Raw genomic sequence first — 18,938 nt, forward strand, 5'->3', positions numbered from 1 at the left:
TACATATTCGATGGTGCTGATAACGCTTACAACTTCATCGGCTGAACATAGCCCGTCATTTCCAGGTAGGCGCGGCCCACGGGCTGGCCGTCGCGCTCCACCGTCACGGCGCCTTCCCAGTACACGGCCCCCGTCGAGCGGCGCGAATCGAGCTCCTGGTCGGCCTGCAAGGGCTTGATTTGCCAGCGCGTGGCGCCGGTGCGGATCTCGGTGGCGACCGGGTATTCGGCCTGCGTGCGGGGCGAGCGCCACAGCTGCGTGGGCGTGAAATCGACGTCGCCGGGCGCGTACTGCGTCATCTTACCGGACGCATCGCGCCATGTCGCGTGCGCCCATAGTTTAGCACCTGTCTTGCTGCGGATCTGGAAGGCCATCAGGGCGCCGCCGTCAGCGAGGTTGGCGCCTATCCAGTTCCAGCCGCTGGCGTCCGCGTCGAGCACCTGGCTCGACCACTCGTGATCGAGCCAGGTGGCGCCCGTCACGGCTTCCGGCTTGCCGCCCGCGCGGGCGATCGTGCCCGTGGTACGCAACTGCGGCTTGCTGTAGTAATAACTGGACTGCTCGGGCCGCGCGCCCTTGCGCGAGTAGCCGCCAACGCCCTGCAGCAGCACGGGCTGCGTGGGGGCGAGGGTCAGCTGCAGGTTAAAATCGCGCGCGGCCAGGCTGACCCGGTAGCTGCCGTCGGCCTGGCGCTGCATGCGCCAGTCGTCGAGTTTGACGTCCGTGTCGCCCACCTTGGCGTAGGCCAGGCCGAAACCCTCGCGCGCGCTTTTTTCGTCGTGCAGCAGCTTGCCCACTTTCGGGTCGGACAGGGCCGCGTGGCCGATGATCAGCTGTTTCGGCGCGAAGGCGCTGGGGTTGTCCGCGTCGGCGGCCGTGGCGCTGCGAAAGAAGGTCACCTGGTAACCCAGCTGCTCGCCGCCGGCGGTTTTTACCCAGCCCGTGGCGTACCACCATTCCGTCTTGTACGCGGGATGGGCGCCGAAATCGTGCGGCATGCGCAGGGTCTGGCCGGCCGGCAGCGGCGTGACGGGGGCGAAGGCGGGCGGCGCGGCGATGGCGGCGGCGCTGCAGAACAACAATAAACAAGTCAAGCGGCGCATTACCAGTCCTCCCTGACGGCGCGGATGGGGCCAGCGGACAGCGCCTGGCGCCCCGCGATGAGGGCGGTGAGGGCGGCCGCCGTCAGCAGGGCGGCGGCCACGGTGGCGATCAGCGGCCATGGCAGGTGCAGCTGCATGGTCCAGTGGAACGATTGCGGGTTGACGATGAAGACCAGCACAAAGCTGATCAACAGGCCCAGGACAAAACCGGTGGCGATGCCCAGCGCCGTCAGCGCGCCGCCCTCGAGCGCCAGGATGGACAAGATCTGGCCGCGCGTCACGCCCACGTGGCGCAGCATGCCGAATTCGCGCGCGCGCGCCAGGGTTTGCGCGGAAAACGTGGCGGCCACGCCGAACAGGCCGATGACGATGGCGATGGCTTCCAGCAGATACGTGACGGCGAAGCTGCGGTCGAAAATCTGCAGGCTCAGGGCGCGGATGGCCGACGGATTCGACACTTCCAGGCTGGCGCCGAAGGGCAGGGCCTTGAGCTTTTCCTGCAACTGCTCGCCCGTGGCATCCTTGGCCAGCCACAGGGCCGCATCGCTGACGTCCATATCTCCGGTCAAGGCGCGGTAGTCGTCCAGCGGCATCTGGATGGCGCCGGACGAGCGCGCGTAGTCGCGCCAGATGCCGGCGACAAAGAACTGGTGCAGGCCGCCCGCCAGCGGCAGGGCCATCTGCTGGCCCGATTTGACGTTGTACAGATCGGCCGCCGCTTCGGACAGCCACACGGGTTTCGCGCCCGCTGGCACAGGCAGCGTTTCGCCCACCAGCACCATGCTCTTGCCCGGATCGGCCAGGTTGATGGGACGCGCCAGCAGCATCACGTTGGGACGGTCCGGCGCCAGCGACAGTGAGCGCAGGCGCTGGAAATCCACCCTGGCCACGCCGGGCAGCGCGGCGATGCTCGCCTGTTCGCGTGGATTCAGTCCCGCCGTGCCGCCGCTGGCGGCCGGGCGCGCATACACGTCGGCCGGCAGAATCTGCAGCAGCCAGTCATCGACGGAGACGCGGAAACTCGACACCATGATGGCCATCGCCACCATCAGGCTAAAGCTCGACAGCACGCCGCCGAGCGCGATGCCGGCCTGGCCCGAGGCGTTCGCCAGCCGGGCCACGGTGAGGCTGCGCACGGGCGCATGCTGGCTCGTTTCCGTGCGCAGCCAGGCGCGCTGCAGCAAACGGAAGACGACGGCCGCCAGCTGCGGCATCAGGGCGATGGCGCCGATCAGCAGCAGGGCGATGGACAGGTAGCCGAACAGCGGCAGCTCGAACACGGGCGGCAGGAACGTCAAGGCGCCGGCCAGCAGCAAACAAGCCAGCGCGGGCCAGGTCTTGGCCAGGCGCGTCGTGACGACTTCCTCGCTGCCCGATTTCAGGGCGATGGCGGGGGCGGCACGTGCCGCTTCCAGCGCGGGGGCCGCGCAGCCCAGCAAGGTGACGCCCAGACCCAGGGCAAAGTAGACAAAGGCGGCGACGGGCGTGAACTGCACCTGCGGCTGCACGCCCGCGAAATAGCCGGCGCCCAGGTCGCCGCCGAAGAAGCGCAGGGCGACGGCCGCCATGGCGTAGCCGCCGGCGATGCCCAGCCCAGCGCCGACGATACCGAGGCTGGCACCCTCTAACAGCACCTGGCGCAGCAGTGTGCCCCGCTCCATGCCCAGCACGCGCAGCAGCGCGAACTGGCCGCGGCGGCGGATGACGGACAGCGCCTGCGTGGAAAACACGAGAAAGGCGCCCGTAAACAGGGCGACGAGGGCCAGCACCGTCAGGTTGACGCGGTAGGCACGGCTCAGATTATTGTTGCGGCTATTCTGGTTGTCGTCATTCGGCTGGCCCACCTGGAAACGCCCCGGGTACTGCGCTTCCAGTGCGCGCGCGAGATCCGCCTGAAAGGCGTCGCGGTTGACGCCCTGGCGCAGTTTCAGGTCGATGCGCGACAGCTTGCCCAGCTTGTTGAAGCGCCACTGCGCCGCGCCGATATCCATCACGGCGATGCGCTGGCCGGCGCGCGCCCGCTGCAGCGAGCCGGCCACGCGCAGCGATACGCTACCCGTGCCCGATTGCAGGGCAATGCTGTCGCCCTGCACCACATTGATCCAGCGCAAGGCGGCCGGCGATAAAAAGAGGGCGTCGTCGGCCAGGGTGTCGAAAGGCTGGCCTTCGGCCGGCGCGCCGATCAGGTCGGGCGAAATGAAGCCGGCGCGGAAGACGTCGAGCGCCAGGATGTGCAGCGGGCCGCCGTCTTTCTTTCCGGCTACGCCGGCTTGCAGTTCCAGCACGGGGGAGGCCACGGCCACGCCGTCGCGCTGCGCCAGCCACGGGTAGATGGCTTCGTCGAACAGCGCTTCGCGCCCGGCCACCTGCACGTCGGCCTGGCCGGACAGGCTTTTGACGGCCGTGGAAAATTCGTTGAAGGCGGCCGCGTTGATCAAATGGATGGCAAAACCCAGCGACACGCCGATGGCGATGGCCAGGATGGCGACGAAGGCGCGCACGGGATGCGCGCGCCATTCGCCCAGCAGCAGCCAGCGCGACAGCAGGCGCGTACCCGCGGGATTGGCTGCCGGCACACTCAATTCAGACATTCGACGGCCAGGCGTTCGCCGGCGCGCCGCGCTTTCAATTGCGCCGCGTCGCGGGTTTTATCGCCGGCGCCGACGGCGTCCTGCGCCGCCCATTTCTGTTCGAGGCGCAGCTGGGCGCAGTGCTTGTCATGGGCTTCGCGCTGTCTGGCGCCGCGTTCGCGCGCCTGGTCTTCCCGCTGTTCCTGCTGCTTGCGCGCCGCTGCCATCTGGCTGGCGACGCGCTCCTGGCGCGTGGCCGCGCCCTTGTCTATGGCAGGCGGGGGCGAGGGGATTTCCAGGATCTGCAGCTGCCCGCCCGTGCAGGGCGTGGCGCTGTAGCTGGTCTGGCCATCCTGCACGCATTTGTAGACGTCCTGCGCGCTGGCGGAACCGGCCAGCAAGGCCATGAGCAGGAGGGATGACGGCTTCACAATATCTTCCCCGGATTCATGATGTTCTGCGGGTCCAGCGCCTGTTTCACGGCGCGCATCAGCTGCAGTTCCAGCGGCGACTTGTAGTGGGCGAGATCGGCCTTTTTTAGGGCGCCGATGCCGTGTTCGGCCGAGATCGAGCCGCCAAAGCCGTGCACCTGGTCGTGCACGATGCGGTTGATGGCGTCCTGGTTGGCCAGGAAATCCCGGTCCGTCATGCCGGCGGGCGGCGCCACGTTGTAATGCAGGTTGCCGTCGCCCAGGTGGCCGAAGCACACGAGCTGGCAGCCGGGGAAGGCGCTTTCCAGCGCCGCATCCGTGACGGCGATGAAATCGGCGATGCGGGAAATCGGCAGCGAGATATCGTGCTTGATGTTCTTGCCCGCCTGCGCCTGCGCCAGCGGAATGTGCTCGCGCAGCTGCCACAGGCCTTCCGACTGGGCCACGGAACTGGCGACGACGGCGTCGGCGATCAACTCGTCTTCCAGGGCCGCGCCGATGCTCGCTTCGAGCAATTCCACGGCATGCGCCTCGGACTGGCTGCTGGACAGCTCCAGCAGCACATATTGCCCATGCGACTGCCCATGCGCGTCGCCGAAAGGCCGCGGCAGCTGCGGGAACTGCTCGGCCACCAGTTGCAGGCAGTACCGCGACATCAATTCAAAACCCGTCAGGCTGGCGCCGCAATGGTCTTGCATCAGGCTTAATAAACGCAGGGCGTGGGCGGGCGAGTCCATGGCGGCCAGCGCCGTGATGCAGGCCTTCGGCTGCGGATACAGTTTCATCACCGCGCCCGTGATCACGCCCAAAGTGCCCTCGGCGCCGATGTACAGGTCGCGCAAATCGTAGCCCGTATTGTCCTTGCGCAAACCGCGCAAGCCGCTCCAGACCTCGCCCTGCGGCGTGACCACTTCCAGCCCCAGGCACAGTTCACGCGTGTTCCCGTAGCGCAGCACGGCCGTGCCGCCCGCATTCGTCGCCAGATTCCCGCCGATGGTGCAACTGCCTTCGGCCGCCAGCGACAGGGGGAACAGGCAGCCGGCGGCGGCCGCCGCTTCCTGGATGGTTTGCAGGATGCAGCCCGCGTCCACGGTGATGGTGCGGTTGACGGGATCGAGCGCGCGGATGGCGTTCAGGCGCGCCAGCGACAGCACGACGGCCGTGCCGGCCGCATCGGGGATGCTGCCCAGCACCAGGCCCGTGTTGCCGCCTTGCGGCACGACGGGGACTTGCCATTGCGCGCAGGCGCGCAGGATTGCGGCCACTTGCTCCACCGTGGCGGGGCGCAGCACGGCCAGGGCCTTGCCGGTGAACCTGTCGCGCCAGTCGGTGAGGAAGGGCGCCGTGTCGGCATCCTGGGTGAGGACGTAGCTGTCGCCCAGCAGGGCGCGGCAGGCGGCGAGGAAATCGGCTTTTTCAGTCATTTCTTGATGCTCACTTTATTCACTTTTTCCAGTAGCTCTTTGGCCATGCGCCTGGCGGCCTTTTTATACGGGCGCAGATACAGCACGGCGCAGGCAAAATAGATGCAGACGATGGCCGCTTCTCCCCAGGCCATCAGGGCCGAGGTGGGGTTCGTGTCGCTGTAGCCGCGCACCACGCCTTCCGTGAAGTACAGCAGGATCACCATCGACGACCATTGCAGGGTGTAGACGTCGCGCTTGATCACGCCGTACAGGGGAATGAGCAGGGGCGCCGCTTTCAGGACGACCCAGGAGCCGCCCGGCTGCAGCGGCGCGACGACGGTTTCCCACAGCACGCACCAGACGATCAGGGTGACGAGGCTGGCGATGGCGCCCCAGTGAAAATACTTGTGCAGCGCGCCGTGCATCATGCGCCTGCCAGTTTCGCGGCGTTTTCCGCCAGGCGCCGGCCCAGGGCGATGGCCAGGCGTTTTTCATCGTCGCTCAAGGCCTTGTCGCCGGCTATGCCCGACCAGTGCGTGGCGCCATACGGCGAGCCGCCGGTGGACGTCGTCATCAGTTCCGGGTGCGTGTAGGGCAAGCCCATGACCAGCATGCCGTGGTGGAAGAGGGGGATCATCATCGACAGCAGGGTCGATTCCTGGCCGCCGTGCAGGCTGCCCGTGGACGTGAACACGCAGGCGGGCTTGCCGGACAGGCTGCCGGCCAGCCAGTCACTGGCCGTGCCATCCCAGAAATACTTCATGGCGGCGGCCATGTTGCCGAAGCGCGTGGGCGAACCGAGGGCCAGGCCCGCGCATTCCTGCAGGTCGTCCAGTTCCACGTAGGGCGCGCCATTGGGCGGCACCTCGGGCGCCGTCGCCTCGGCCACGGTGGAGACGGCGGGCACGGTGCGCAGGCGGGCATCGCAACCGGGCACGCTTTCCACTCCCTGGGCTATCAGCTCGGCCAACTGGCGCGTGGCGCCATGGCGTGAATAAAACAATACGAGAATAATCAGATTGGTTGGCTTCATCATTGGTATTATAGGGCGCTTTACAGCCTGATACGACTGCTGTCATGGCGCCGTTCTGATTTTGCACATGTTTTCAAAATATATATTCCCCATCTTTCAATACCTGTGGCGCGCCCTGAGCATGGGACTGGCCGTCGTGCGCGGCCTGACGTGGTCCGAAACGCGCGACCTGCTGCAGTTCGCGCGCCGCCGCGTGCGCGAGGAAAGCCTGCCGCAGGTGGCCGGCAGCCTGACCTTCGCCACCGTGTTCGCGCTGGTGCCGCTGCTGACGCTGGCCCTGGCCATCTTCACCACTTTCCCGCTATTCAATACCTTCCGCCACGCGCTGGAAGACTATTTCGTGCAAAGCGTGATGCCCAAGGGCATTTCGAACACCATTCTCGGCTACCTGACCACGTTCGCCTCGAAGGCCACGCGTTTGTCGGCCATCGGCGCGGGCGCCCTGATCGTTACCTCGGTGGGCATGATGGGTTTGATCGAGCGCGTCTTCAACCGCATCTGGCGCGTGCGCCAGGAGCGCCGCTGGACCAAGCGCCTGCTCGTGTACTGGGCCATCGTCACCCTGGGCCCGCTGCTGGTGGGCGTGTCGCTGACGGTGACGTCGCGCCTCTTCATGGCCACCAGCGGCGTGGTGGGCGCCGTGCCCTTCCTCGGCGCCGTGTTTTATACCTTGGTGTCGATCGGCCTGACCATGCTGGCGTTCACCTTGCTGTACATCGCCGTGCCGAACCGAGACGTGGATTGGCGCGACGCGGCCTGGGGCGGCTTGCTGGCGGCGCTGGCGTTCGAGGTGGCGAAGCGCGGCTTCGGCGAATTCATCCAGGAATTTCCCACGTATTCGCGCATCTACGGCGCACTGGCCGCCTTGCCGCTGTTCCTCGTGTGGATCTACCTGAGCTGGATGATCACCCTGGTGGGCGCCTTGCTGGTGGCTGCCTTGCCCGTCGTGAAATACGAGCGCTGGTGGTACGAGGCGGCGCCGGGCAGCGAATTCGTCGACGCCGTCGCCATCCTGAAAGTGCTGTACCGCGCTTGCCACTGCGCCGATTCGGCCCTGGTGGGCGCGGCCGAGATCCGCCGCAGCACGCGCCTGGGCTTCGAAGAAATGGAAACCCTGCTCGACAAGATGGTGCAGCAAGGCTGGGTGGGACGCGTGAACGTGGATGGCGCCGTGCGCGTCCAGTGGGGCAAGCGCGTGGCCGACAGTTCCGACCACTGGGTCTTGCTGGGCAACGTCAACCGCATCAGCCTGGCCGACGTCTACCGCTTGTTCGTCTTCGGCGGCATGCGCGTGAACTCCGGCTATCCGGCCGGTTCCACCAACGAGCGCGACATCAAGGCGGCCGAAGAGGCTGCGGCGCTGGCGGCGCAGGTGGAAAACGCCGTGGAGCAGGGACTGGGCCTGACTTTGGCGCAGCATTTCGGTACCGTCAAATGCAACTGAGCGGTTTTAACTGAGCGGTCTTAGTACACCACGGGCCGCAAGGCCGCCAGCAGCGCCGCTGCCTTGAACGCGGCCGCATCCTGCGTCCGCACCACGCCCAGATAATACGTGTCTTCGCCGCCGTGCATGTTGACAAGGCGCAGCTGATGCGGCGCCAGGTGGGCGGCGATGGCGGCCAGGCCATCGGCCATCGCGTCGCCGTCTTCGCGCTCCGACCACGAAAAATCGCGCAGCGCGGGCAAGCCGATATGCTGGACTATGCGCGGCACTTCATCGACGGCTTTCCAGTCCAGGGTGGTGCCGTGGCCCAGCGTGTGGGCGGCCGTGGACCAGAGCAGGAAGAAACAGGCCGCTGCGGGCGTGTCTCCTTCGTATTCTTCTTCCGGGTCGTCCTCCGCCAGCTCGTCGAGCGTGATGTCGACGCAGCGCGCGGCCAGGTCCGCGTCGCCCTGCAAGAACAGGGCGGCCATGGTGCGCAACTGCGCGCGGTCGGCCTTTGCCAGGATTTGCGCCGGCGTAAAGCTGCGGCGCCTGACGGGTTTTTTCTTGCTCAGGCCCATGGCTTCGCTCAACTGGGCCGTGATGGCCGCCTTGAAGTTTTCCACGGTGTCGAACTGTTCCAGCAACTGGCCCGTGAAATCCATGCTCCAGGCCATGCCATCCTTGACGACATATAAAAAGTCGCTTTGCACGGCCACGCCGCGCAGATGGTGGGCGGGCGGATATAAAGGCACAAACGATTGTTTTCCGTCCAGGGTCAGCATGCAGGCGAGGCCTTGCGCATCGATGGCGAAGATCAGGTTCTTGCGCAGCCTGGGCGGCGATGACGTCGTGGCGCTATCGATGGCTTCGTACTGGCAGGGCGCCAGCAGCTCGCCCTGGCTATCGACCAGGCCAAACAGGAAGCGGCCATCGATGCGCTGGCTGACGATGGCGATCTTCTTTTTCGTGCCGAAGTCCTGCACGGAGCTGTAGGCGGGCGGCACCACCATCGCGCCCGCGGCGTCCAGCACACCGTGGACATTGCGCTCGTCCTGTTCGCCCGTCAGGCGCATGAAGTCGATATACCCATCGTCGCGCTGGCACAGGTTGTCCACGCCTTCGATGAGCCGTGCGCCGTCCGGCAAGCGCCGGAGGCAGGTGGCGCCGTCCGGCGCAACCTGGTGGAGCAGGTGGGGGCTGATCACGTACAGGTCGCCGGGAGCGGGCGGCAGCACCACCGTGCCGTTCAGGTCCAGCACGCCGTGCGCATCGGGGGCGTCCGCCGTGGCAAAGGTGATCCAGCCATCGTCCGCGTAGTAGACGCCCAGGTCGACATAGCGCTGCGACAGCGGCACGATCCAGCGGCCATAGGGCGTGACCAGGCCGGTGACGTCCGGTTCGCCGGCGGCGCTCACTTCAAAGCACAGCACATCCTCCTCCCACCCCACGATTTCCAGGCCCTGCAGGAACGGCACATCTTGCGTATCGAGTTCCTCGACATCGGCCAGTTGCGCATCGGCCGTGGCCGACCAGTAGCCGGTGGCGGGCGATGCGGCGCTGGCGGCCAGCAGGGGCGCCAGGGCGTCCCGGTCGCCGCGCTGCAGGGCAGAGTGCAGGGCGTTCGCCTCGGCGCGCAGGGCTTCGAGCCTGGCCGCGTAGTCCGGCGTGCAGATATCGTGGGGGATCAGTTGCACGCAATCGAGGATCAGCCACGCCTGGCCCCCTGCCAGCAGGGCGCTGATGCCGGCGCGCGCGACGATGGCGGCCGCGTCGCGCGGCCTGTCCATCAGGGCGGACAAGGCTTGCCAGCTCGCTTGCGCCTGCGCCATCGGCGCGGCCAGCACGCAGGGGCAGTCCTCGCCATCGCCGTAGATGGGCCAGGCGACGGCTTGCGTGCCGGCGCCGATGAGCAGCTTGAACAGCGCAGGGACGTCCAGCCGCCATTCGGCCAGGCCGGTGATCGTCTCGGTGTCGAAGCCGGCCTGGCCGGGTAAAAAGGCGGTGCTGAACAGCGCTGCGGTATTGATCATTGATATTTATCTAAAGTGAACGGGGGATTCAGGGCGCTGGCGGCATGAGCCAATGCGCCAGCGCGCCGCGCTCCAGGCCCAGGTGTTTGGCCACGGCGGCCGCCTCGAAGGCCCACAGGCCGTAGTAGCCGCCCAGGCCGTGCGCGCGCACATGGCCGTTGAACCAGTCTTCGCGCACCAGCGCGCCATGCCAGCTGGCCAGGTACTGTTGCAGGTGCCCGAGCTGCTGCGCCGGGTCGTCGGCGTCCAGGCACTCGAACAGGGCGGAATAGGGCTCGGCGAAATACCATTCGTCGACGGCGGGACGCTGCGGGTCGATCGCCGACAGCAGCGCCTCATACACGCCATCTTCGCCATCGAAAGCCGTTTGCAGGGCAGCCAGGCGGGCGGCCAGGTCGTGGCGGCCGAACAGCAGGGCGGCGCCCAGCAGCTGCAGGGTGCGCGCGTAATCGGTCAATTGTTCGAAATCAAAGGCGGGCAAGGCGTCGTCATCGTAGGCCTCGGCCAGGGCTGCGCGCGCCGCTTCGCAGGCGGCGACGGCCGCTGCCAGCGCCGTTTCCACGTCAGGCAGCGGCAGCCCGGCCGTGTAGCGCAGCGAGAATGCCTGATAAGCCGTGCTGGCGGCCGCGCAGGCCCAGTAGGCCGCGTCGCCACCGTCGTTTTCCGCCTGCGCCTGCGCGCGGACATAGGCAGCCAGCAGGGCGTCGAGATAGGCCAGGTTGCGCGCAAAATCAAATGGGGTGCCGGAAGGCAGGGGCGGCGCCTGGCGCGGCGCGTGGGGCCAGGGCGTGGACGAAGGCGGGCACGCGGCCGCGCAATCGCGCTGGATGGCCCAGTCGGCGAAGATCTGCTGCAAATATGCCGCCGTCTCGTCGTCGTGGGCGATGGCGCCCGCGCCCACCAGGGTCGTGCCCAGCAGGGTGTAGCCGGGGAAGCGGCTGCTTTCGTAGGCGATGGTGGTGACGCTCTGGATGGCCTTGCCGTCGCTGAGGTCGCGCACGCGGAAATACACGTCGTCCCAGCCCGCCAGCGGCGGCGCCGGCGCTTCGTTCGGCAGGGTGCTCCAGCTGCCGTCGTCCTGTTCTTCATAGGCGTCGAGCAGCTCGTCGATGCCGCCGGGGCGGTCGATGCGGTTGTTGGCGTCGTACTGCAGCCCCAGTTCGGCCGCAAACGCGGCCGCGTGGCGGCCCTCGAAGACCAGGTACTGGGCGTTCATGGTGCAGGCCAGCAGGTCGGACTCCTGGCCCGCCACCTGCAGCGCCTGCGGCAGCCGGTACCAGTGGTGGCCGGGGATGCCGGCCATGGGGCCGTTTTCGTCCGCCTGGGGATTGGCGCAGCGCAGCTGCTGCAGCCAGTTGTAGCGTTCGTGCCGCTCCGCTTCCGTGCCGCTGCCGCGGCCGGTCAATTCGTCAAACAGGGTATTCAACAACATCATGCATCTATCCTAAAGAAAGCGTTCATGCCGTTGCCGTTTGCGCAAACGCAAACAGCGCGTCGAGCACGGCGTCGGGCTGCTCGGCCATCAATTCGTGCCCGCTGTCGACCTGCACCACCGTGCCATGCGCGATGGCCGCCGTCAGCAAGCGGGTCGATTTGGGCGGCGTCATCATGTCGCGCGCGCCGAAAATGAACAAAGTGGGGCAGTGTACCGAAGCGGCGGCGATTTCGCCGTTCGCGTAGGCATTGCAGGCAAAAAAATCCGTATGAAACACGTGATCGGGGTTGAGGGCGGCGATGCGCTGTTTCAGGCGCCGCGCGCCGCCCATGGCGTAGAAGCCGGGGCCGGGAAACGACGGCTTTTGCGCGATCGACGAGTGCGACCAGATATTGACCATGTCAATGGCCGCCTGTTCGTCCTGCAGCGCCGTTTCCAGCAGCGCGGGCGAGACTTTCATCGGGTAGGTGGAACCGAGCATGGCCAGGCGGCTGACGCGCTCCGGCGCCAGGAATGCCGCTTCCAGCGCGATCAATGAACCCATGCTGTGGCCGACGAGCATGGCCCTGGGCGCGCCGGCGGCGTCCAGCACGGCCAGTATCCAGCGCGCCAATTCCGCCACATTATCCTTTGCCGCGCCGCCGCTGCGGCCATGGCCCGGCAAGTCGACGGCCAGCACGTTCCAGCCGTGGTGGGCGAAATAGCGCGTCTGCAGGGCCCACACGCTATGGTCGTTCTGCGCGCCGTGGATGAAGACGGCCGTGGGCTGGTTCGGGTTGAATGGCTTGCCACCCGTGTAGCAATAGGCCGTGGTGTTCTCGATGGTGAATAACATGTCAGGCGCCTTTCTGCGACAGTTTCAGGCCACGGGCCAGGTCTTCGATCAAATCGTCGGCGTCTTCCAGGCCCACCGATAAACGCATGGTGCCTTGCGTGATGCCCGCCTGCGCCAGTTGGTCGTCGGGCACGCGGAAATGCGTGGTGGAGGCGGGGTGGATGACGAGCGACTTGGCGTCGCCCACATTGGCCAGGTGCGAAAAGATCTTCAGGCTGTCGACGAATCGCTGGCCCGCCGCGCGGTCGCCGCGCAGGCGGAAGGTGAACACGCCGCCCGCGCCCTTCGGCAGCAGGGTTTTCGCCAGTTCATAGTCGGGGTGCGACGGCAGTTCGGGGTAGGACACGGATTCCACGGCCGGATTGGCCAGCAAAAAGTCGATGATTTTGCGCGTGTTGGCCACGTGGCGGTCCATGCGCAAGCCCAGGGTTTCGATGCCTTGCAGGATGGCGAAGGCGTTGTGCGGGCTCATGACGGCGCCGAAATCGCGCAAGCCTTCGCGCCGCGCGCGCAGTGCGAAGGGTGCCACCGTCGATTCCTCGGCGAAGACCATGCCGTGGAAACCGTCGTACGGCTCGCACAGTTCGGCGAAACGCCCCGTCTTGTCGTACGCCGCCTGCCAATCAAAAGTGCCGCCATCGACGAGCAAGCCGCCGATGGCCGTGCCGTGCCCGCACAAAAACTTGGTGGCCGAGTGGAACACCAGGCCGGCGCCGTGCTCGAACGGGCGCAGCAGATACGGCGTGGTAAACGTCGAATCGAGCATCAGCGGCAAGTGGTGCTCGTGCGCCAGCGCGGCAATCGTCGGGATATCGAGCACGTCGAGGCCGGGATTGCCCAGGGTTTCGGCGAACAGCACTTTCGTATTCGGGCCGATGGCGGCGCGCCACGCATCCACGTCGCGCGGGTCGACGAACGTCGTCTCGATGCCGAAGCGTTTTAATGTGTAGGCCAGCAGGTTGTGCGAGCCGCCGTACAGGGCGCGCGAAGCGACGATGTGCGAGCCGGCGCCGGCGATGGTCGACAGGCCCAGGTGCATGGCGGCCTGGCCGCTGGCCGTGGCGATGCCGGCCACGCCCCCTTCGAGGGCGGCGATGCGCTCTTCCAGCACGGCGTTGGTGGGGTTCGAGATGCGCGAGTAGACGTGGCCGGCCCGCTCCATGTTGAACAGCGAAGCCGCGTGCTCCGAGCTCTTGAAGGCAAACGAGGACGTGAAATGGATGGGCGTGGCGCGCGCGCCCGTGGCCGGGTCGGGCGCGGCGCCCGCATGCAGGGATAAAGTGTCGAAACCGGGGTATTTCGGGCCGCTCATGGTGTCTCCGCCAAGTTTTATAGTGGCAAGATCGTAACCTGATTTGCAGCGGAGCAAAAGGGCTCCTGTGCAGGGCGCATGGCGCCGTGCTGCCGGACGGTCAGGCTCAGCTGGCGTGTAACCTGAAGTGTAAAAAAAGTGACCGGCGCGGTGCGGCGGTGGTACGATATCGTATCAGCGATATTCGGGCTGTTTTACTTGTGCGCGTGCGCCGCGCCGCAGGGAAGGCTGCTACGTGCCAGCGAAATCCTGGGCTTCAGGCGAACTCTCATCGCATGTCCACCAGGAAAGATTTTATGCCCGCAATATCGTTCGACGGCGCCCTTGCCGTACCCGGACCTTCCATCGTCGACGGCCTGTGCCACGCAGGCTGGCTCATGCAAGAGCATTTCATCTCCCCTGAACTGAGCCGCCAGCTGGCCGCCGAATGCGTGCAATCCATGCTCAGCGGCAAGATGAAGGGCGCCGGCGTGGGCAGCGGCCATGCGCCGCTGCTGCAGCCCGACATCCGCGGCGACCATATCGAATGGCTGGAAACGGGCAGGTCAAGCGCGTGCGACCGCTACCTGGCACACATGGAAGCGCTGCGCCTCGTGCTCAACCGCGAGCTGTTCCTGGGACTGGAAGAGTACGAAAGCCATTTCGCCCTGTACGCGCCGGGCGCCTTTTACCGGGCCCATCTGGATAGATTCCGCGACGACGACAAGCGCACCGTGTCCGTCGTGCTGTACCTGAACGACGACTGGCTGCCCGGGCACGGCGGCGCGCTGCGTTTGCACCCGCATGACGGCGATCCGGTGGACATCTTGCCGCAGGCGGGCCGCATGGCCATGTTCCTGTCGGGCGAGATGCTGCACGAGGTGCTGCCGACGGCGCGCGAGCGCCTCTCGATCGCAGGATGGTTCCGCCGCCGGGGCTGATGAAAAGTTGCGCGCAATCCCCCCTCGATTTGATTGCGCGCAAGGCTGGATTTTTCCGCAGGCATAGGCTACAGTCGCAGTAAGGGCTAGAATAACTAAAATACCAATCACGCGGACAGGACGGCCAATATGAAAGTATCTGAAATTCTCCAAGTCAAGGGCAATATCCTCTACACGGTCACGCCTGACCAGCCCCTGCTTGACGCGGCCAATACCATGGCTGAAAAAGACATCGGTTCGCTGGTGGTCATGGAATTTGGCGACCTGGTCGGCATGCTGACCTTCCGCGAGGTGCTCAACGCCTTGCATGAAAACGCGGGCCAGATCGGCGGCGGCACCGTGCGCAAGCACATGGATGACCACCCGATCACCGTCACCCCGGATACGGAAGTCAATGAAGTGCGCCGCATCATGCTGGAAAAGCATGCGCGCTACCTGCCCGTCATGAATGCCAAGACCCTGCTGGGCGTGATTTCCTTCTACGACGTGGCGCGCGCCGTGCTCGAAGCGCAAAGCTTTGAAAATCAGATGCTCAAAGCGTACATCCGCGACTGGCCGGCCGAAACAACCGACTGAGCCTCACCCATGCAGTAAAAACAACGCCGGCAACTGCCGGCGTTTTGTATTGCAAAGGAGAAAGGCGTCGCCTACGCCGCCCCCTGCAGCGCCTCGTTGTTCAGCCAGCTGCCCAGCGCCGCTGCCGTCATGGGGCGGGCGAACAGAAAGCCTTGCGCCATGGGGCAGCCCAGCGATTGCAAGATCTGCGCTTGCCGCTCGTCTTCCACGCCTTCGGCGATCACGGCCAGGCCCAGGTTGCGGCCCAGCTGGATGACCATTTCGGCGATGCTGCTGCCGCGCGCGGAGCCCGTGATTTCGGTGACGAAGGCGCGGTCGATTTTCAGGCGGTCCACTTGCAGGCGCTGCAGGTAGGACAGCGACGAGAAGCCCGTGCCGAAGTCATCGATGGCGATGCTCACGCCCGTTTGCTTGATCTGCCACAACATCTTGATCAATAAATCGGGCTCTTCCATGGCCATCGATTCCGTGATTTCCAGTTCGATGAATTCGGGCGGCGCCTGCGTCTCTTCCAGCGCGGCGCGCAGCATTTCCAGGAACAGCGGGTGGCGGAACTGCACTTGCGACACGTTGACGGACATGACGAAATTGCGGTGGCCCTGTTCGCGCAGCAGCACCAGTTCGCGGCACGCCGTGCGCAGCACCCATTCACCGAGGTCGATGATGATGCCTGAATACTCGGCAATCGGGATGAAGCGGTCGGGCGAGATGAACTTGCCGTCCGGCGTCTGCCAGCGCAGCAGCGCTTCGGCGCCCACGGGGCGGCGCGTGGTCAGGTCGATCTGCGGTTGATACACGACAAACAGCTGGTCCTGGCTGAAGGCCGTGCGCAGCGCGTGCATCATGCGGACTCTTTCGCGGATTTCGATGCCCATGCTGCGCGAAAAATAGAAGTGCCCGGCCCGCTGCTGGCTTTTCGCCCGTTTCAGGGCGATATCGGCATCCTTCAGCGCGTCGGCGCCCGTGCCCGCATGTTCGCCCAGGCGCACCAGGCCCAGGGTGGCCGACAGCTGCACATCCTGGCCGTCGATGCAGAACGGGGCCTGGAACAGGGCCAGGATATTGGCTGGATTGACTTGCGAGGAGTCGCCCAGCACACAGAAGATGTCGCCGCCCAGGCGCGCCACCGTCAGATGCGGCCCCAGCTGGGTTTGCAGGCGGCCCGCCACGGCGACGAGCAGCATGTCGCCGAACTGGTGCCCCAGCGCGTCGTTGGTTTCGGCAAAGTGGTCGAGGTCGACCAGCGACAGCGTGGCATCGTCGCGCGCCGGGCCGGCCAGGGTGGCGTCGAGGATTTCCACCAGGCGCGTGCGGTTCGGCAGCTTCGACAACTGGTCGTAAAAGGCGGCATTGTGCAGGTGCGATACCAGCTCGACGTTGTCCAGGCCCACGGCGACGTTGCTGCAGAACACTTCCAGCAAGCTTTCATCGATGGCCGAGAGGGGGCGCGGCAGCACCAGGTAGGCGGCCGCGTCGCGGCTGGCCTTGCCCGCGAAGTACAGGGTGGCGTAGTCGTGCGCGTACACGTTGCGCCGCTGCGCCAGCGTGTGCTCGATGGCCGCCATCACGCGGGGGTTTTGCAGGCCGCACAGGGCGCTGTGCGGCAGGCTGGAAAAGCTGCCCGTGCAGGCCGAGACGAGCAGCTCCTTGCTGCCATTGTCCTGCAAATCCTGCACGCACAGCACGCCGTCGGCGCGGATGCCCAGCAGGTCGGCGATCTGCGCCAGCACGCCGGCCGAGAAGTTCTGCACGCCGTGCAGCGCCATCAGCTGCGTGCTGGCGTGGACGATGCGGTCCAGGCCGCGCCGGCTGCTGCTGATCGAACGGATCTGCTCATACGAGCGGATTGCCGCCGTCACCGTGGTGAACAGCTTGATGCGCGTCAACTCGGACTTGGTCTTGTAGTCGTTGATGTCGAAATCGCGGATGGCGTCGATTTCCGGCGCATAGCCGGGCTGCCCCGTGCGCAGGATGATGCGCACATCCGTCATTTTCAGGGTTTCGCGGATATAGCGCACCAGATGCAGGCCCGCGTCGTCCTGCTCCATCACCACGTCGAGCAGGATGACGGCGATGTCGTCTTCATGCTTGAGCAGTTCGCGCGCCTGGCCGGCCGAATACGCATGCACGAATTCCAGCGGGCGGTGCTGCATTTCCAGGTTGCCCAGGGCGAAAGTGGTGGTGGAGTGGACGTCTTCATCGTCGTCGATGATCATCACCCGCCAGACGCTGCGCGGTGCGACGGCCAGCGGCGCCGCTGGTTGCTCATCGAGGAATACCAGGTCGTCGTGATCGTCCTTGTTGGCGTCAAGGGGGATGATCGGTGCGGGCATGTATAGCTTCTCCAGGATGACTCGATATTTTTTACGAGCGCGTCAAAAAAGCCCATGGCGTTGTTGCGTTGCCCTTACCGTACTTGTACTTGCGTACTGTCTTCGGCAACGACGCCTAGCCCTGGGCATTTTGTGACGTGCTCTCGGCGCAGCCAGTATCCGGCTTGGCATCGGATTTTGTGGGCGCGCTTTCATCCAAGTATATAGCTATTTAATAAGCAAAATGTTTTTTTAAATCTATTCCGTCGAGCAATATTTCTTGGAGTGCATGATTGCAACTCATATCTGGTGTTTTTTATATGAAAAAATACATGGGATCTCAAAATGGCGAGGCGGGTGGGGCAATATCGGGCCTTGCCGCGGCATTAGCGGCATGGCATGCCCCGCAGGCTGGTAGAATTGAGTTTTCCAGTCCTCACACTTCCTACTATGTCCGGCAATTCTTTTGGCAAGCTGTTTACTGTTACCACTTTCGGCGAATCGCACGGTCCGGCCATCGGCTGCGTGATCGATGGCTGTCCACCGGGATTGATCCTGTCGGAAGCCGATATCCAGCCCGAGCTGGATCGCCGCAAGCCGGGCACTTCGCGCCACGTGACGCAGCGCCAGGAATCGGATACGGTGGAAATCCTCTCCGGCGTGTACCAGGGCGTGACGACGGGCACGCCCATCGCGCTGCTGATCCGCAATGAAGACCAGCGCAGCAAGGATTACGGCAATATCGCGGAAAGCTTCCGTCCCGGCCACGCCGACTATACCTACTGGCACAAATACGGCGTGCGCGACCCGCGCGGCGGCGGGCGCTCGTCGGCGCGTTTGACGGCGCCCGTCGTGGGCGCGGCGGCGATCGCCAAGAAATGGCTGCTGCAGCAGTACGGCACCACCTTCAAGGGCTGCATGAGCCAGCTGGGCGACATTCCCGTGCCGTTCCAGTCGTGGGAACACGTGCATGCGAACCCCTTCTTTGCCGCCAGCGGCGACGCGGACCTGATCGCGCGCATGGAAGAAGCGATGGACCAGTTGCGTCGCGACGGCGATTCCATCGGCGCGCGCATCGACGTGATTGCGCAAAACGTGCCCGTCGGCCTGGGCCAGCCCATCTACGACAAGCTCGACGCCGACATCGCCTACGCCATGATGGGCATCAATGCCGTCAAGGGCGTGGAAATCGGCGCCGGCTTCGATTCGGTGGCGCAAAAGGGTTCCGAACACGGCGACGAACTGACGCCGGAAGGTTTTGTCGGCAATAACGCCGGCGGCGTACTGGGCGGCATCTCGACGGGACAGGATATCAGTGTGTCGATCGCCATCAAGCCGACCTCGTCGATCCGCACGCCGCGCCGCTCGATCGATAAGGAGGGCAATCCCGTGATGGTGGAAACCTTCGGCCGCCACGACCCGTGCGTGGGCATCCGCGCCACGCCGATCGCCGAAGCCATGCTGGCGCTGGTGCTGATCGACCACGCGCTGATGCACCGCGCGCAATGCGGCGATGTCAGCGTGAGTACGCCGAAGCTGAAATAGTTGA

At 65.5% G+C, this 18,938-nt stretch carries 15 protein-coding genes; 4 read left to right on the plus strand and 11 right to left on the minus strand.

What is annotated here, in order from left to right; all coding sequences use genetic code 11:
• Nucleotides 1–26 precede the first annotated feature (26 nt).
• From IGS61_RS10710 to wrbA, 6 genes are read right to left on the minus strand one after another with little or no spacing between them, the layout of a single operon-like run.
• The gene (locus tag IGS61_RS10710) at nucleotides 27–1,103 is read right to left on the minus strand and encodes a lipocalin-like domain-containing protein (protein WP_230539566.1); all 1,077 of its coding nucleotides are present in this window, start codon (nucleotides 1,101–1,103) and stop codon (nucleotides 27–29) included.
• On the minus strand, nucleotides 1,103–3,694 hold the full coding sequence (locus tag IGS61_RS10715) for an FtsX-like permease family protein (protein ID WP_230539567.1): 2,592 nt from the start codon (nucleotides 3,692–3,694) through the stop codon (nucleotides 1,103–1,105). The genes IGS61_RS10710 and IGS61_RS10715 overlap by 1 nt, the downstream gene beginning before the upstream one ends.
• Nucleotides 3,682–4,104: a DUF4124 domain-containing protein gene (locus tag IGS61_RS10720; protein WP_230539568.1), complete on the minus strand. Its 423-nt coding sequence runs from the start codon at nucleotides 4,102–4,104 to the stop codon at nucleotides 3,682–3,684. Before IGS61_RS10720 ends, IGS61_RS10715 begins: the two co-directional genes overlap by 13 nt.
• On the minus strand, nucleotides 4,101–5,528 hold the full coding sequence (locus tag IGS61_RS10725) for an FAD-binding oxidoreductase (RefSeq protein ID WP_230539569.1): 1,428 nt from the start codon (nucleotides 5,526–5,528) through the stop codon (nucleotides 4,101–4,103). The genes IGS61_RS10720 and IGS61_RS10725 overlap by 4 nt, the downstream gene beginning before the upstream one ends.
• Nucleotides 5,525–5,935 carry a DUF2069 domain-containing protein gene (locus IGS61_RS10730; RefSeq protein WP_442908054.1) on the minus strand — a complete coding sequence of 137 codons (411 nt, stop codon included), beginning with the start codon at nucleotides 5,933–5,935 and terminating at the stop codon, nucleotides 5,525–5,527. Before IGS61_RS10730 ends, IGS61_RS10725 begins: the two co-directional genes overlap by 4 nt.
• On the minus strand, nucleotides 5,935–6,543 hold the full coding sequence (wrbA, locus tag IGS61_RS10735) for an NAD(P)H:quinone oxidoreductase (RefSeq protein ID WP_230539571.1): 609 nt from the start codon (nucleotides 6,541–6,543) through the stop codon (nucleotides 5,935–5,937). Before wrbA ends, IGS61_RS10730 begins: the two co-directional genes overlap by 1 nt.
• Nucleotides 6,544–6,610: 67 nt before the next feature.
• On the opposite strand from wrbA, the gene IGS61_RS10740 reads away from it, so the two are divergent.
• Nucleotides 6,611–7,987, plus strand: a complete 1,377-nt coding sequence (locus IGS61_RS10740) for a YihY family inner membrane protein (protein WP_230539572.1) — start codon at nucleotides 6,611–6,613, stop codon at nucleotides 7,985–7,987.
• Between the two features lie 20 nt (nucleotides 7,988–8,007).
• On the opposite strand, the gene IGS61_RS10745 is transcribed toward IGS61_RS10740, so the two are convergent.
• Genes IGS61_RS10745 through IGS61_RS10760 form a run of 4 tightly spaced genes read right to left on the minus strand, consistent with a single transcriptional unit; the run spans nucleotide 8,008 to nucleotide 13,581 of the window.
• On the minus strand, nucleotides 8,008–9,999 hold the full coding sequence (locus IGS61_RS10745) for a DUF6630 family protein (protein WP_230539573.1): 1,992 nt from the start codon (nucleotides 9,997–9,999) through the stop codon (nucleotides 8,008–8,010).
• 28 nt (nucleotides 10,000–10,027) lie between these two features.
• Nucleotides 10,028–11,434: a PoNe immunity protein domain-containing protein gene (locus IGS61_RS10750; protein ID WP_230539574.1), complete on the minus strand. Its 1,407-nt coding sequence runs from the start codon at nucleotides 11,432–11,434 to the stop codon at nucleotides 10,028–10,030.
• Nucleotides 11,435–11,456: 22 nt separating this feature from the next.
• Entirely contained in the window at nucleotides 11,457–12,269 is an 813-nt protein-coding gene (locus IGS61_RS10755) for an alpha/beta fold hydrolase (protein ID WP_230539575.1), read from the minus strand.
• Between the two features lies 1 nt (nucleotide 12,270).
• A complete protein-coding gene (locus tag IGS61_RS10760) occupies nucleotides 12,271–13,581 on the minus strand; it encodes an O-acetylhomoserine aminocarboxypropyltransferase (RefSeq protein ID WP_230539576.1) in 1,311 nt (436 codons plus the stop codon).
• 296 nt (nucleotides 13,582–13,877) lie between these two features.
• Between IGS61_RS10760 and IGS61_RS10765 the strand changes: the two genes are divergently transcribed.
• Both IGS61_RS10765 and IGS61_RS10770 read left to right on the plus strand, forming a co-directional pair.
• The gene (locus tag IGS61_RS10765) at nucleotides 13,878–14,501 is read left to right on the plus strand and encodes a 2OG-Fe(II) oxygenase (protein WP_230539577.1); all 624 of its coding nucleotides are present in this window, start codon (nucleotides 13,878–13,880) and stop codon (nucleotides 14,499–14,501) included.
• 129 nt (nucleotides 14,502–14,630) lie between these two features.
• Entirely contained in the window at nucleotides 14,631–15,077 is a 447-nt protein-coding gene (locus IGS61_RS10770; RefSeq protein ID WP_010398828.1) for a CBS domain-containing protein, read from the plus strand.
• Between the two features lie 71 nt (nucleotides 15,078–15,148).
• Here IGS61_RS10770 and IGS61_RS10775 read toward each other — a convergent pair whose 3' ends face one another.
• Complete coding sequence (locus tag IGS61_RS10775) at nucleotides 15,149–17,410, minus strand: putative bifunctional diguanylate cyclase/phosphodiesterase (protein WP_230539578.1); 2,262 nt, start codon at nucleotides 17,408–17,410, stop codon at nucleotides 15,149–15,151.
• 429 nt (nucleotides 17,411–17,839) lie between these two features.
• On the opposite strand from IGS61_RS10775, the gene aroC reads away from it, so the two are divergent.
• Nucleotides 17,840–18,934: a chorismate synthase gene (aroC, locus tag IGS61_RS10780; RefSeq protein WP_230518606.1), complete on the plus strand. Its 1,095-nt coding sequence runs from the start codon at nucleotides 17,840–17,842 to the stop codon at nucleotides 18,932–18,934.
• Nucleotides 18,935–18,938: the final 4 nt, after the last annotated feature.

This window comes from Janthinobacterium sp. FW305-129, assembly GCF_020858115.1.
In the GTDB taxonomy this organism is placed as follows: Bacteria; Pseudomonadota; Gammaproteobacteria; order Burkholderiales; family Burkholderiaceae_D; genus Janthinobacterium.

What these genes read in the sequence shown, in the direction of transcription:
- IGS61_RS10715 (WP_230539567.1), bottom strand. Translation starts at nt 3,694, where the DNA reads ATGTCTGAATTGAGTGTGCCGGCAGCCAATCCCGCGGGTACGCGCCTG.
- IGS61_RS10755 (WP_230539575.1), bottom strand. Translation starts at nt 12,269, where the DNA reads ATGTTATTCACCATCGAGAACACCACGGCCTATTGCTACACGGGTGGC.
- IGS61_RS10745 (WP_230539573.1), bottom strand. Translation starts at nt 9,999, where the DNA reads ATGATCAATACCGCAGCGCTGTTCAGCACCGCCTTTTTACCCGGCCAG.
- IGS61_RS10730 (WP_442908054.1), bottom strand. Translation starts at nt 5,935, where the DNA reads ATGCACGGCGCGCTGCACAAGTATTTTCACTGGGGCGCCATCGCCAGC.
- aroC (WP_230518606.1), top strand. Translation starts at nt 17,840, where the DNA reads ATGTCCGGCAATTCTTTTGGCAAGCTGTTTACTGTTACCACTTTCGGC.
- IGS61_RS10760 (WP_230539576.1), bottom strand. Translation starts at nt 13,581, where the DNA reads ATGAGCGGCCCGAAATACCCCGGTTTCGACACTTTATCCCTGCATGCG.
- IGS61_RS10750 (WP_230539574.1), bottom strand. Translation starts at nt 11,434, where the DNA reads ATGATGTTGTTGAATACCCTGTTTGACGAATTGACCGGCCGCGGCAGC.
- IGS61_RS10710 (WP_230539566.1), bottom strand. Translation starts at nt 1,103, where the DNA reads ATGCGCCGCTTGACTTGTTTATTGTTGTTCTGCAGCGCCGCCGCCATC.
- IGS61_RS10765 (WP_230539577.1), top strand. Translation starts at nt 13,878, where the DNA reads ATGCCCGCAATATCGTTCGACGGCGCCCTTGCCGTACCCGGACCTTCC.
- IGS61_RS10740 (WP_230539572.1), top strand. Translation starts at nt 6,611, where the DNA reads ATGTTTTCAAAATATATATTCCCCATCTTTCAATACCTGTGGCGCGCC.
- wrbA (WP_230539571.1), bottom strand. Translation starts at nt 6,543, where the DNA reads ATGAAGCCAACCAATCTGATTATTCTCGTATTGTTTTATTCACGCCAT.
- IGS61_RS10725 (WP_230539569.1), bottom strand. Translation starts at nt 5,528, where the DNA reads ATGACTGAAAAAGCCGATTTCCTCGCCGCCTGCCGCGCCCTGCTGGGC.
- IGS61_RS10775 (WP_230539578.1), bottom strand. Translation starts at nt 17,410, where the DNA reads ATGCCCGCACCGATCATCCCCCTTGACGCCAACAAGGACGATCACGAC.
- IGS61_RS10770 (WP_010398828.1), top strand. Translation starts at nt 14,631, where the DNA reads ATGAAAGTATCTGAAATTCTCCAAGTCAAGGGCAATATCCTCTACACG.